This is a genomic window from Mesorhizobium quangtriensis (genome assembly GCF_040081925.1).
Taxonomy (GTDB): Bacteria; Pseudomonadota; Alphaproteobacteria; order Rhizobiales; family Rhizobiaceae; genus Mesorhizobium_K; species Mesorhizobium_K quangtriensis.
Genome location: NZ_JBEBMF010000002.1, coordinates 586547 through 599197 on the forward strand (window position 1 = coordinate 586547; position 12651 = coordinate 599197).

A 12651-nucleotide genomic window follows, 5' to 3' on the forward strand; every position below is an offset into this window, starting at 1 on the left:
CAACCTTGGGGCAAAAAAGGCCGGAAAAGTAACAAAACGTTACATCCTGCAATAAATACGTGAACGAACTTCGGGCTTCAGGTTTGCGTAGCCGGCAACGCTTCCAGAAGCCGCGAAAGCGTGTCGACGGTCGAGCGGTCCGCCAGGCCGTCGACACGTCGCGGGCGGAAATGTCTTTGAAAAGCAGAGACTAATGTAGCGGTCTGCTGATCGAACGACCCGGTTATCTCGATGCCATAACCGTAGAGAGAGAGCATCGATTGCAGCTTCTCGACCGAGCTTCCGCTGTCGCCCTCGGCCAACACGGGTTTACCGCCAGCGCGGGCCGGCGCGACAAAATGACCAACGCCGGCATCGGCAAGCTGACGCCAGGGAAACCGCTCGCCGGGGTCGACCTTGCGGCCCGGAGCCACGTCGGAATGCGCGAGCACTCGTCGAGGCGGGATCGGATAGCGGCCGATGATGCCGCGGCAAAGGTCTATCACGGACGCGATCTGCCTCGCAGGAAAGGACCGATAACCAAACTCGTGGCCGGGATTGACGATCTCGATGCCGATGGAGTGCGAGTTGATGTCGGTGGCGCCGGCCCAGAAGCTTTTTCCGGCATGCCATGCCCGGTCGCTTTCGCGCACCATCTGCACGATGCGGCCGTCCTCGTGCACGAGATAATGAGACGAGACCTGCGACTCCGGAGCGCACAGCCAAGCCTCTGCACCCTCGCCCGTTTTCATGCCGGTATAGTGGACGATGATCATGTCCGGTCGCGCGACACCGACGCGCGGCCCGAAGTTGGGAGATACCCGCACCTCGGCCTTGGAATGGTCTGGCGAAAAACCGCTCATATCACCTTGAGGCCGCGCTCGATCATCTCATAGGCCGCGTTGATTGCGGCGATCCGCGTCGTGGCGATCTTGATGAACTCCTCAGGAACGCCGCGGGCGATGAGCTTGTCGGGATGGTTGGCGGCGACAAGCGAGCGATAGCGCTTGCGCACTTCCGCGAAGGGGCTGCCGCGTTCCACCCCAAGCACCAGCCACGGATCCACCTCGCCGAGAATGGCATGGCGCGCCAGGATGCTCTGATAATGGTTTTCGTCGATGCGGAAGATTTCGGCGACGCGATGCAGATAGGCGTTCTCGCGATCGTGCAGCACGCCGTCTGCCTTCGCGATATGGAAGAGGCCGTCGAGAATGTCCTCGAGCATGGCGCAATTCGTATGGCCTGAACCGCATAGCCCAGCCATCTTCTCGGCATAGCTTTCGAAACCGGCGACATCCTGCTTGGCGAGATCGTAGAGCCGCGCGACGTTATGACGTTCGGCGGCTGGTATCTCGAATATCTGCTGGAAGGCGCGGATCTCGTCTTGGGTGACGATGCCGTCGGCCTTCGCCATCTTGGCAGACAGCGCGATCATGGCGACCGAGAAGGCGACGCGCCTGCGCAGTTCGGGATCGGCGCCGAAGAGCGTGCGAACCGCATCGACCACGCTGCCGATCCCGGACGAGGTGGAGGCCGTGACTCGCTTGACGAACTGCCAGATGGACATGTCGTTTCCTTAAGGGGAAACGCATGATTTGGCGAGGGAGCGATTGCCGCACGGCGCGGCTCGTGCGTTCTGGCCCAAGCGAATTGGCGCGACGCGATAGCCTCCACGGCGCTAACCATCGCGCCGATGTCTAATGACGGAAAGATAGAGAACAAGCCGAGCGTCCGACGGGAGACGGCAGGACTCGCGCTGGGCTTTCTCGGCGTGCTTGTCTTTGGCGGCACGCTGCCGGCGACACGCATTGCGCTAGGTGTGTTCAATCCGGGGTTCGTTACCTTTGGGCGCGCAACAGTGGCGGCGGCAGCGGCAGTTCTCCTGCTGCTCGTGCTCAAGCGTCGCTTTCCACGCCAGGACGCCGGCGCGCTCGCCCTGATCGAACTGTTGCTTGTGTTCGGTTTTCCCATCCTGTCATCGATTGCAATGCAAACCGTTCCGGCGGCGCATGGCGGAGTCGTGCTCGGCATCCTGCCGCTGACGACCAGCCTGTTCGCGGCTTTGATCAGCGGGGAACGCCCCTCGCCGCTTTTTTGGGCATGCGGCGTTGTAGGCGCCGTGCTGGTCGTGCTGTTCGCGCTGCGCGACGAAGGAATGCAGCTGTCGCAGGGCGACATCTGGCTCCTGCTTTCCTGTCTCGCCGCCAGTCTCGGTTATGTCGTCTCGGGCAAACTGTCGAAGAAGATGCCGGGATGGGAAGTGATATGCTGGGCGCTGGTGATCTCGGCTCCATTTTCGATCGTCGGAACCTGGCTTTCTTGGCGGCCTGAATTCGTCACCGCCACCCATGCGGAGATCGCAGCATTTTTCTACCTAGGGCTGGGTTCGATGCTGCTGGGTTTCTTTGCCTGGAACATCGGGCTCGCCATGGGCGGGATCGCGCATGTCAGCCAAGTGCAACTGCTGCAGACATTTGTGACGATCGCCATCTCGGCAGTGCTGCTCGGAGAGGTGGTCACCGGCGAGACGCTTTTGTTCGCCTTCGCGGTCGTGGCAGTGGTCTCGGTTGGACGTTGGGCTCGCCCAACTCACGGCGATCGTTTACGCGCAAACGACAAGCCACCGGCCTGAAGCCGGCGGCTTTCTGATGTGACGGTCGAGAGCTTATTCAGCCGGTGCCGGCTGAACCGGAGTGGGTTCCATCGGAGCAGGCTCGACATCAGGCATTTCGCCGGCATCCGGGGCAGGCGTGATGCTCTGCGTGGTCGAGTCATCGACTTCCGGGGGCGTTGCGGGGGTCGGATCAGCAGGGACCGGAGCCGGCTGCACCGTGGTATCCGGAACGCTCTGCGTGGTGGTGCTGTCGGTGGCGTCGCTGCACGCGGCCACGCCAAACAGAGCCAAGGCCGATACGGATGCGAGAACAAGCTTTTTCATGACATATCTCCTTCATGGGACGCCCCCAGTCAGGCGGGCGTTCGAAGCTAGAAATGATGAAGCCGGGCGTACGTTGCGTCACATCGGGTTGCCGAAATTAACAATTCGTTAATCCCGGAAAGGAACCTTCAAAGACTTGCGGCAGCCCGCGCAGCCTGATCGTACTGACCGGACAAAGTGCGCATGAGAGCGGCGACATGGCTCATGTCTTCCTCGTCGAAGGACAGGCCCTTGACGCTGGGAGCCAGCAGTCCTTCGCGAACCTCGCGATACCGACGGCATGCTTCCGCGCCCGCCTTGGTCACCTTCACGGTCTTCTCCTTGCCGCGACGGCCGGTGGAAATCAGCTTCATCCCCTCAAGCTTCTTCATTGCGTAGGCGACGACATGCGTGTCTTCGATGTTGAACATCATGCAGATGTCGGCCAGCGTCTTTTCGCGGTCACGATGGTTGGAGGCGTGCAGGACGAGGATGTCGACGGGCGCAAGTCCCGGCACGCCGGCAGCAGCCATGCACCGCACCGTCCAGCGTTGGAACGCGTTGTGCAGCACGGTCAGCGCGAACTCGATCTCAGACAAGGCAGGCATCTGGCCGTCGGCCAGATGAGCGGCCGACACGACGGGACCGAGAGGGGAAGCTGATCTGGCCATGGCAACAATCACGTTTTATCGACAAATTGTTGACGAAATGTCGTCGTTCTGCTTTGTACGCCACTTCTCGAGAAAATCAACGGGACATTCGGAGAGCGCTGATGTCGACCAGTAACCGGGATTCAGGCAGCTGGGATTTCTGGATCGATCGCGGTGGCACGTTCACGGATATTGTGGGACGTGACCCAGAGGGCGGGCTTCATGCGCGCAAGCTGCTTTCCGAGAACCCGGAGGCCTATCGCGACGCAGCCATCCAGGGCATCCGTGACCTGCTCGGCCTGAAATCCGGCGAGGCATTTCCCGCCGGTGCGGTCGGCGAGATCAAGATGGGCACGACGGTGGCTACCAACGCACTGCTGGAGCGCAAGGGCGACCGCGTGCTGCTGCTGATCACCAAGGGTTTCCGCGACGCGCTGCGCATCGCCTATCAGGCGCGGCCCGACATCTTCGCCAAGGAGATCATCCTGCCCGAACAGCTCTATGAGCGGGTGATCGAGGTCGAGGAGCGCGTACGCGCCGACGGCACCGTGGAAAAGCTGCTCGACATTGAGGCGGTCAAACCGGCGATCGAACAGGCCAAGAAAGACGGCATCGACGCGGTAGCGATCGTCTTCATGCATGCCTGGAAATTCCCCGACCACGAGAAGGCGGTCGCGAAGGTCTGCCGCAAGGCGGGCTTCTCGCAGATTTCGGTCAGCAACGAGGTGTCGCCGTTGGTGAAGCTCGTCGGTCGCGGCGACACGACGGTTGTGGACGCCTACCTGTCGCCCATCCTGCGCCGCTATGTAAGCCAGGTGGCGGGAGAGTTGGGTGTCTCCAACTCAGCCGATACCCCCCGCCTGATGTTCATGATGTCGTCGGGCGGGCTGACGGCGGCGGACATGTTCCAGGGCAAGGATGCGCTGCTGTCGGGGCCGGCGGGCGGCGTGGTCGGCATGGTTGAGACGGCGAAGCTTGCCGGCTTCGAGCAGGTGATCGGCTTCGACATGGGCGGCACGTCCACCGATGTCGCCCATTATGACGGGGAGTACGAGCGTGCCTTCGACACCGAGGTGGCCGGCGTGCGCGTGCGCGCGCCGATGATGCGGATCCATACGGTCGCAGCCGGCGGCGGCTCGATCCTGCATTTCGATGCGGGACGTTTTCGTGTCGGTCCGGATTCAGCCGGAGCCAACCCCGGCCCTGCCTGCTACCGGCGCGGCGGGCCGCTGGCAGTCACGGACGCGAACGTGATGCTCGGCAAGCTGCAACCAGACTTCTTCCCGGCGATCTTTGGTCCCGGACAGGACCAGCCGCTGGACACCGAAACGGTGCGCGGGAAATTCGCCGCACTTGCGGGCGAGATCGGCGACGGGCGGACGCCGGAGGCGGTGGCGGAAGGTTTCGTGACCATCGCCGTCGAGAACATGGCCAACGCCATCAAGAAAATCTCCGTGCAGCGCGGCTATGACGTGACCGGCTACCTGCTGAACTGCTTCGGCGGGGCCGGCGGCCAGCATGCGTGCCTCGTGGCCGATGCGCTCGGCATGCAGTCGGTGCTGATCCATCCGTTCTCAGGCCTGCTGTCGGCCTACGGCATCGGCATGTCCGGCGTCTTCGCGTCACGCCAGCAGGGCTTCATCCGGCCGCTGGCCGCCGAAACCGCTGTCGAGATCGACGACGCGATCGACGCGCTGCGTGAGCCAGTGTTTGCGGAACTCGGAGCGCAGGGCGTCCCGGAAGACATGGTCTCGTGGCGGCCGATTCTGCATGTTCGCTACGACGGCACCGATACGGCCTTGCCGATCAACTATGCCGGCCTTTCTGTAGCCGGCGCCCGCAGGGCGTTCGAGAGCTCGCACAAGGCACAGTTCGGCTTCACCTACCCGGACCGGAAGCTGGTGATCGAAACCGTGGAAATCCAGGGCCAGGACGGCCGCGTCTCGGGTCGCGACGAAACCGACCGGGAGATTTCCAGCGAGACCGCCAAGGCGGCCGAGACGCGCAAGATGTTCTGCGCCGGCGAATGGCACGATACTGCCGTGTTCCGCCGCGAGGCGCTGAAGCCGGGCCAGAAGATTGCCGGGCCGGCGCTAGTCATCGAGAGCCACCAGACCATCGTCGTCGAGCCCGGTTGGGGCGCGGAAATCACCGCCAAGGACCATGTGCTGCTGTCACGCACGGAAAGGAAACAACGGCAGGCCGCGCTCGGCACGGAAGCCGATCCGGTCATGCTGGAAGTGTTCAACAACTTGTTCATGTCGATCGCCGAGCAGATGGGCGTGACGCTGCAGAACACGGCATCGTCGGTGAACATCAAGGAGCGGCTCGACTTCTCCTGCGCCGTGTTCGACCGGACCGGCGCGCTGGTCGCGAACGCCCCGCACATGCCGGTGCACCTGGGATCGATGGACCGATCGGTCGAGACGATCATCCGCCTGAACAAGGGCGATATCCATCCGGGCGACGTGTTCGCGCTAAACGCGCCCTACAATGGCGGCACCCACCTGCCCGACATCACGGTCGTGACGCCTGTGTTCGACGACGCCGGCAAGGAAATCCTCTTCTATTCGGCCTCGCGCGGTCACCATGCCGATGTCGGCGGCAGCGCGCCGGGTTCGATGACGCCGCTGGCGACCACGGTGGACGAGGAAGGCGTTCTAATCGACAATTTCCGCATCGTCGATCGCGGTACCTTCATGGAGCAGGAACTGCACGGCATCCTGACCGACCACCCCTACCCCTGCCGCAACCCTGCGCAGAACATCGCCGACCTGAAGGCGCAGATCGCCGCCAACGAGAAGGGCGTGGCAGAACTGAGGAAGATGGTCGCGCATTTCGGGCTGGACGTGGTCGAAGCCTATATGGGCCACGTCCAGGACAACGCCGCCGAGAGCGTGCGCCGCGTGCTGGAACGCCTGCCGGACAGCTCCGAATACGAATATCCGACCGACACCGGCCAGGCGATCCGGGTGAAGATCACTGTCGACCGCAGCAAGCGCGAGGCGACGGTGGATTTCACCGGCACGTCGCCGGTGATGAAGAACAACTTCAACGCGCCGGAGCCGGTCGCGCGCGCGGCCGTGCTCTATGCATTCCGCGTCATGGTCGAGAACAACATCCCGATGAACGCGGGGTGCCTGCGGCCGATCAACATCATCATCCCCGAAGGCTGCATGCTGCGGCCGTCCTATCCGGCCGCCGTCGTCGCCGGCAATGTCGAGACATCGCAGCACGTTACCAACGCCATGTTCGGCGCGATGGGCGCGCTGGCGAATGCGCAGGGCACGATGAACAACCTCACCTACGGCAACGCGACTTACCAGTACTACGAGACGATCTGCTCGGGCTCGCCGGCCGGCCAGATGAACGACGGCCGTGGTTTTGGCGGCACGTCGGGCGTACACACGCACATGACCAACTCGCGCCTGACCGACCCGGAGGTGCTGGAACTGCGCTTCCCGGTGCTGCTGGAAGACTTCCACATCCGTGAGGGCTCCGGCGGCAAGGGCAAGTGGAGCGCCGGCGACGGCACCAAGCGCACGATCCGCTTCCTCGAGAAGATGGAATGCGCGATCCTCTCGTCGCACCGCAACCGCCCGCCGGAAGGGATCGCAGGCGGCGGCAACGGCATGCCCGGCAAGACCGAGGTACGCAGAGCTGACGGTCGCATAGAGACTCTGAAGGCCTGCGACCAGACTGTACTGCAACGCGGCGAGGCGGTGATCGTCACGACCCCAACGGCGGGCGGGTTCGGCAAAGCCTAGACGGCAGCGGACAGCAACGCTGTCATTTGCGTGGGTTGCAGTTGCAAGGGGATTTGACGGAGGATGCGTGGATGAACCAGCAAATCCCCCTTCCCCGGCCTATCGATCAGGTCGAGATCGTCCGCCTGAAAATTCCGGCGGGCGATCGGGTACCCAACAACTCTGACCATCCGGCCGTCATCGCACGAAACGTGCTCGCAGGCGCGCACGACGAGCGGGCCGTGCGCGGACTGATGGAACACAACGGCTGGGGCCACACGTGGAGCTGGATCGTCTTCGACTATCATCATTTCCATCCCGATGCCTTCGAAGCGCTGGCGGTCGCGCGAGGGTCGGCGACGCTGATGCTCGGCGGGCCGCAGGGTGAGACCGTCGAAGTCAAAGCCGGCGATGTGATGATCCTGCCGCCCGGCTTCGGCCACCGGCGCCTTGCAATGCGCGATGGTTTCCTGATCTGCGGAGCGTATCCCCCGGGCCAGGGGAACTACACCGTCGTGCGGGATTCTTCTGGCTATGACGATGCCATGCTCAGGCAGATCAAAGCCATCGCCAAGCCGTTGACCGATCCGGTCTGGGGTGACGACGGGCCATTGCTGAGGGCGTTGCTCGGCTGCGACGAAGCACTGCCCTAGCCTGTCACGCGGCTGTCATCGGCCCGCGATACCCGCTTGCGGAACGTGCAACGGGGATTCGGGCCTCCATGACCGACGTTTCGAGCGAGCTTCGCTTCCGCAGGAACCGCCATCTCGGAAAGGCCGTCTACCAGAACAGGGCGCTGTCGCGCGCAGGCCTCTCGGAGCGGCTTTTCGCGCTGCTCTTCACCGGTCTCGTCTACCCGCAAATCTGGGAAGACCCGGATATCGACATGGAGGCGATGGAACTGGCCGAAGGCCATCGCATCGTCACGATCGCATCCGGCGGCTGCAACATCCTCGCCTATCTCACGCGCTCGCCGGCGCAAATCGACGCGGTTGACCTCAACACCGCGCATATCGCGCTCAACAAGCTGAAGCTCGCGGCTGTGACGCACCTGCCGGCACAGGCGGACCTCTTCCGCTTCTTCGGCGAAGCCGGCACCAGCACCAATTCCGTCGCTTACGATCGCTTCCTCGCGCCAAAGCTCGACGCCGCCACAAGGCGCTATTGGGAAAAGCGCAACCTGCGCGGACGCCGGCGCATCGAGACCTTTAATCGCAATTTCTACCAGACCGGCCTGCTTGGCCTGTTCATCGCGGCCGGCCATCGCGCCGCGAAGCTGTACGGCGTCGATCCTTCGGAAATTCTCAAGGCAAACGACATTGAGACCCAGCGCCGCTTCTTCGAGGAGGAACTGGCGCCGGTCTTCGAGAAGCGACTGATGAAGATGATCCTGTCGCGCAAATCCTCGCTGTTCGGTCTCGGCATTCCGCCGGCGCAGTATGACTCGCTGATCACCTCGGGCGACGGGACGATGGCGAGCGTGCTGAAGGCGCGGCTGGAAAAGCTCGCCTGCGACTTTCCCTTGAAGGACAACTATTTCGCCTGGCAGGCTTTCGCGCGCCGCTACCCTGCGCAAGGCCAAGGCACCCTGCCCGCGTATCTCGACAAGCAGAACTACGACAAGATCAGAACCAACGCGGGTCGCGTCGTCGTCCATCACATCAATTTCACCGAATTGCTGGCGAAGAAGCCCGCCGCGTCAGTCGACCGCTACGTCCTGCTTGATGCGCAGGACTGGATGACGGACGACCAGCTCAACGCGCTGTGGACGGAGATCAGCCGCACGGCGGCACCCGGCGCGCGCGTAATCTTCCGCACAGCCGCCGAAGACAGCGTCCTGCCCGGCCGCATCTCGGAGTCGCTGCTGGCGCAGTGGCGCTACGCCGAGGAGGATTCGCGCAGCTTCCATGCGCGGGACCGCTCGGCGATTTATGGCGGTTTCCACCTCTACGAAAAGGCCGCGTGATGAGCGCCATCGAACATTCCCACGCCGAACTGATGGACGGCGTCTATCGCCACCAGCGCCATTTCTACGACCTGACCCGCAAATACTACCTGCTCGGCCGCGATCGACTGATCGATCGGCTGGACGCCCCTCCAGGTGGATCGGTTCTCGAACTCGGCTGTGGCACGGGACGCAACCTGATCCAGGCAGCGCAGGCTTATCCGGACGCCCGTTTTCACGGCCTCGATATCTCGGCAGAGATGCTGGAGACGGCTGCTGTGTCGATCGGCAAGCGTGACCTGTCCTCGCGCGTAGGCCTCGCCCGCGGCGATGCAACGGCCTTCGATCCCGAAAAGCTTTTTGGTCTCGCCGGCTTCGATCGGATTTTCATCTCCTACTCGCTGTCCATGATCCCCGAATGGCGGCGCACCATCGCGGCCGCGCTCGAGGCGCTGAACGAAGGCGGCTCGCTGCATGTCGTCGACTTCGGACGGCAGGAGCGCCTGCCCGGCTGGTTCAAGGGCGCGCTGCGGGCTTGGCTGGCGAAATTCCACGTTTCGCCCCGCGATTCATTGCGTGAAGTGCTTGAAGCGGAATCGCGCCGCGCCGGCAAAAGCCTCAGATTTGATTCGCTTTATCGCGGCTACGCGGTGCATTCGGTGCTGACGAAAGCATAATCCGCCGCCATTCTTCCGCCATCGATTTGTCGACATTGCCTCTGGCAATTTGCGGCCTTCCGGCATGCCATCAACGGAAAATCAACCATGATGGCCGATCACGGAAGGCACCGGAACGTTTCGTTCCGCAGGCGGGTCGGGGGCGGATGTCGCAAGGGCATTTCGACGGTATGGCTGATATCGTACGCGACGTGCGATGGCGCGCCCTCGCTGTCGCCGCGCTTTTTGCCCTCGCCGGCTGTTCGGCGATGGATTCGCCGACGCCCTCAGCAGCACCCACGTCGGTCCCGTCAGGACAGGTCGCCGTCAGCAATCCGCGCTTCGGCGACACCGACCCGCATGAGTGGGAAGGCGGAGCGCCCTGGAACTATGCCGTGCACGGAACGGACGTTTCGAAATACCAGACCTCGGTCGACTGGCAGCAGGCAAAGGCGAGCGGTATTTCGTTCGCCTTCATCAAGGCGACCGAAGGCGGCGACCGCGTCGACGACTATTTCGATGAACACTGGCGCGCCACCCGAGCCGCCGGCATCCCGCGCTCCGCCTACCACTTCTACTATTTCTGCCGGCCGGCCGCCGAGCAGGCGCGCTGGTTCATCCAGCATGTGCCTAGGGAACGCGGCTCGCTGCCGCCCGTGCTCGACATGGAATGGAACCACACGTCGCCGAGTTGCAAGCTGAGGCCCGACGCGGAGACGGTGCGCAAGGAGATGAAGATCTTCCTCGACATCGTCGAGAAGCATTACGGCAAGAAGCCGATCATCTACACATCGATCGATTTCTTCGACGACAACGAACTGTCCAAGTTTCGCGGCTATCCCTACTGGCTGCGCTCGGTGGCGGGCCACCCGACGGAAAAATACGGCGACCACCCCTTCACCTTCTGGCAGTACACCGGCACCGGCGTCATTCCGGGCATACGCGGCAACGCCGACATCAACGTCTTCAACGGCGACATGGCCGCCTGGAGGAAATGGCTGAAAGCGCATTCGACGTGACGGAGACTGCCGCAAAACAGCATGGTTTTGCGGGTCGGGCCGACACAACTTCCAGCCAAGCGCGCAGTCCACATCTGAAAATCCTGATCCTCGGAGGCTACGGCGTCTTCGGCGGGCGGCTTGCGGAACTCCTGGCCGACATCCCCGGCATCAATCTCATCATTTGCGGGCGCGACCTCGCGCGGGCAGACGCGTTCTGCGCACAGTACAAGGGCGCGGCCAAAGTTCATCCACTTGCGTTGGACCGTGCCGACATTGTGAAGGCGCTGCGTACCCAAAAACCTGATCTCGTCGTTGATGCGTCCGGACCATTCCAGGATTATGGGGCCGATCGCTATCGGGTGATAACGGCCTGCATCGAAGCAGGCATCGATTATCTCGACTTTGCCGATGCCTCCGATTTCGTGGCTGGCGTGTCGCAATTCGACGGTGCGGCGAAGGACGCAGGCACCTTCGTGCTGTCGGGGGTCAGCAGCTTTCCGGTGCTGACGGCGGCAGTCCTGCGCGAAATTGCGAAGACCATGGATATCGTATCGGTCGAAGGTGGCGTCGCACCCTCGCCTCGCGCTGGCATCGGGCTCAACGTGATGCGTGCAGTGACGAGCTACGCCGGCGCTCCAGTCAAGCTGCGCCGGAACGGAAGGCCATCGTACGGCATCGGCCTGGCCGAGAGCATGCGGTTCACGATCGCCGTTCCGGGCCGACTGCCGCTGCGCAACACCCGTTTCTCGCTGGTCGACGTGCCAGACCTGCAGGTCATACCGCCCGAACATCCTGCCATGACGGACATCTGGATGGGGGCAGGTACGATGCCCGAAACCCTGCTCCGCGCCCTGAACATGATTGCGAAAGCGCGATACAGGCTCCGGCTTCCTTCATTGGAGCCTTTGTCGGGGCTGTTCCATTGGGTGCTGAACCGGATGCGCTTCGGCGAACATCGCGGCGGCATGTTCGCGCGGGCGCGCGGCATCGCGGATGGCCGAGAGGTCGAGCGAAGCTGGCATATGCTGGCCGAGGGCGATGCGGGGCCGCACATTCCTTCCATGGCTGCCGAAGGGGTCATCCGCAAAATGTTGTCTGGCGAACGGCCGGCGCCGGGCGCGCGGTCGGCGGTTCGCGCGCTTGAACTCGCCGACTACGACGCGCTGTTTCGGCGACGGACCATCTTCACCGGCTTTCGCGAGCGCATTGCAGATGCACCGCTCTATCGCAAGGTCCTCGGCACGGCCTTCTCAGCACTTCCTCCGCGTCTGCAGCAATTGCACGACAGCACAGAGCCCCGCCAATGGAGGGGCTTTGCCGAGGTGCGGCGAGGTCGCGGCCCTCTGGCCGCGCTCGCTGCGGCATTCGTCGGATTTCCGAAAGCGGCGGCGCGCGTGCCTGTGACGGTTGCCTTTACACCGGAGAACGATGCCGAACGCTGGACCCGCACCTTCGACGGCAAGTCCTTCTCATCGCTGCAATGGGCAGGGACCGGCAGGAACGAACACCTGCTGATGGAGCGCTTTGGGATCGCGACCTTCGCACTCGCCCTTGTGGTGCAGGAGGGTCGCCTCTTTCTTGTTCCGCGACGATGGTCGGTGCTCGGGATCCCGATGCCGCGCTTCCTGCTGCCCGGCGGGTCGACCTTCGAAGCGGAGGAAGACGGGCAGTTCTGCTTCAACGTCGAGATATCAATGCCGCTGATCGGCCTGATCGTCGCCTACAAAGGCAGGCTCGAGCCCGCTACAGACTGAGCG

General features: G+C 63.2%; 11 protein-coding genes. 7 read left to right on the top strand and 4 right to left on the bottom strand.

Annotated features, from left to right (window positions below):
• Positions 1-77: 77 nt before the first annotated feature.
• The gene (locus ABMA32_RS11550) at positions 78-842 is read right to left on the bottom strand and encodes an N-acetylmuramoyl-L-alanine amidase (protein WP_349013904.1); all 765 of its coding nucleotides are present in this window, start codon (positions 840-842) and stop codon (positions 78-80) included.
• Complete coding sequence (locus ABMA32_RS11555) at positions 839-1546, bottom strand: TerB family tellurite resistance protein (RefSeq protein ID WP_349013905.1); 708 nt, start codon at positions 1544-1546, stop codon at positions 839-841. The genes ABMA32_RS11550 and ABMA32_RS11555 overlap by 4 nt, the downstream gene beginning before the upstream one ends.
• Positions 1547-1672: 126 nt before the next feature.
• On the opposite strand from ABMA32_RS11555, the gene ABMA32_RS11560 reads away from it, so the two are divergent.
• Positions 1673-2611, top strand: coding sequence for a DMT family transporter (locus tag ABMA32_RS11560; protein ID WP_349013906.1), 939 nt, complete (start codon positions 1673-1675; stop codon positions 2609-2611).
• Positions 2612-2644: 33 nt separating this feature from the next.
• Here the strand turns inward: ABMA32_RS11560 and ABMA32_RS11565 are convergent, their stop codons facing one another.
• Both ABMA32_RS11565 and ABMA32_RS11570 read right to left on the bottom strand, forming a co-directional pair.
• Positions 2645-2917, bottom strand: coding sequence for a hypothetical protein (locus tag ABMA32_RS11565; RefSeq protein ID WP_349013907.1), 273 nt, complete (start codon positions 2915-2917; stop codon positions 2645-2647).
• Between the two features lie 128 nt (positions 2918-3045).
• Positions 3046-3567 (bottom strand): winged helix DNA-binding protein, encoded by a 522-nt coding sequence (locus ABMA32_RS11570; RefSeq protein WP_349013908.1) that lies wholly within the window; start codon positions 3565-3567, stop codon positions 3046-3048.
• 101 nt (positions 3568-3668) lie between these two features.
• On the opposite strand from ABMA32_RS11570, the gene ABMA32_RS11575 reads away from it, so the two are divergent.
• The 6 genes from ABMA32_RS11575 to ABMA32_RS11600 all read left to right on the top strand — a co-directional run bounded on the left by ABMA32_RS11575 (position 3669) and on the right by ABMA32_RS11600 (position 12648).
• A complete protein-coding gene (locus ABMA32_RS11575; RefSeq protein ID WP_349013909.1) occupies positions 3669-7313 on the top strand; it encodes a hydantoinase B/oxoprolinase family protein in 3645 nt (1214 codons plus the stop codon).
• Between the two features lie 71 nt (positions 7314-7384).
• Positions 7385-7945 (top strand): cupin domain-containing protein, encoded by a 561-nt coding sequence (locus ABMA32_RS11580; protein ID WP_349013910.1) that lies wholly within the window; start codon positions 7385-7387, stop codon positions 7943-7945.
• Positions 7946-8013: 68 nt separating this feature from the next.
• Positions 8014-9258: a BtaA family protein gene (locus ABMA32_RS11585; RefSeq protein ID WP_349013911.1), complete on the top strand. Its 1245-nt coding sequence runs from the start codon at positions 8014-8016 to the stop codon at positions 9256-9258.
• Positions 9258-9914, top strand: a complete 657-nt coding sequence (locus tag ABMA32_RS11590; RefSeq protein WP_349013912.1) for a class I SAM-dependent methyltransferase — start codon at positions 9258-9260, stop codon at positions 9912-9914. Before ABMA32_RS11585 ends, ABMA32_RS11590 begins: the two co-directional genes overlap by 1 nt.
• A gap of 248 nt (positions 9915-10162) precedes the next feature.
• On the top strand, positions 10163-10912 hold the full coding sequence (locus ABMA32_RS11595; RefSeq protein WP_425475540.1) for a glycoside hydrolase family 25 protein: 750 nt from the start codon (positions 10163-10165) through the stop codon (positions 10910-10912).
• A complete protein-coding gene (locus ABMA32_RS11600; RefSeq protein WP_349013914.1) occupies positions 10888-12648 on the top strand; it encodes a saccharopine dehydrogenase family protein in 1761 nt (586 codons plus the stop codon). The genes ABMA32_RS11595 and ABMA32_RS11600 overlap by 25 nt, the downstream gene beginning before the upstream one ends.
• Positions 12649-12651 lie beyond the last annotated feature (3 nt).

Coding starts and splice junctions, on each gene's coding strand:
- ABMA32_RS11550 (WP_349013904.1), bottom strand. CDS start 842: ATGAGCGGTTTTTCGCCAGACCATTCCAAGGCCGAGGTGCGGGTATCT.
- ABMA32_RS11555 (WP_349013905.1), bottom strand. CDS start 1,546: ATGTCCATCTGGCAGTTCGTCAAGCGAGTCACGGCCTCCACCTCGTCC.
- ABMA32_RS11560 (WP_349013906.1), top strand. CDS start 1,673: ATGTCTAATGACGGAAAGATAGAGAACAAGCCGAGCGTCCGACGGGAG.
- ABMA32_RS11565 (WP_349013907.1), bottom strand. CDS start 2,917: ATGAAAAAGCTTGTTCTCGCATCCGTATCGGCCTTGGCTCTGTTTGGC.
- ABMA32_RS11570 (WP_349013908.1), bottom strand. CDS start 3,567: ATGGCCAGATCAGCTTCCCCTCTCGGTCCCGTCGTGTCGGCCGCTCAT.
- ABMA32_RS11575 (WP_349013909.1), top strand. CDS start 3,669: ATGTCGACCAGTAACCGGGATTCAGGCAGCTGGGATTTCTGGATCGAT.
- ABMA32_RS11580 (WP_349013910.1), top strand. CDS start 7,385: ATGAACCAGCAAATCCCCCTTCCCCGGCCTATCGATCAGGTCGAGATC.
- ABMA32_RS11585 (WP_349013911.1), top strand. CDS start 8,014: ATGACCGACGTTTCGAGCGAGCTTCGCTTCCGCAGGAACCGCCATCTC.
- ABMA32_RS11590 (WP_349013912.1), top strand. CDS start 9,258: ATGAGCGCCATCGAACATTCCCACGCCGAACTGATGGACGGCGTCTAT.
- ABMA32_RS11595 (WP_425475540.1), top strand. CDS start 10,163: ATGGATTCGCCGACGCCCTCAGCAGCACCCACGTCGGTCCCGTCAGGA.
- ABMA32_RS11600 (WP_349013914.1), top strand. CDS start 10,888: ATGGCTGAAAGCGCATTCGACGTGACGGAGACTGCCGCAAAACAGCAT.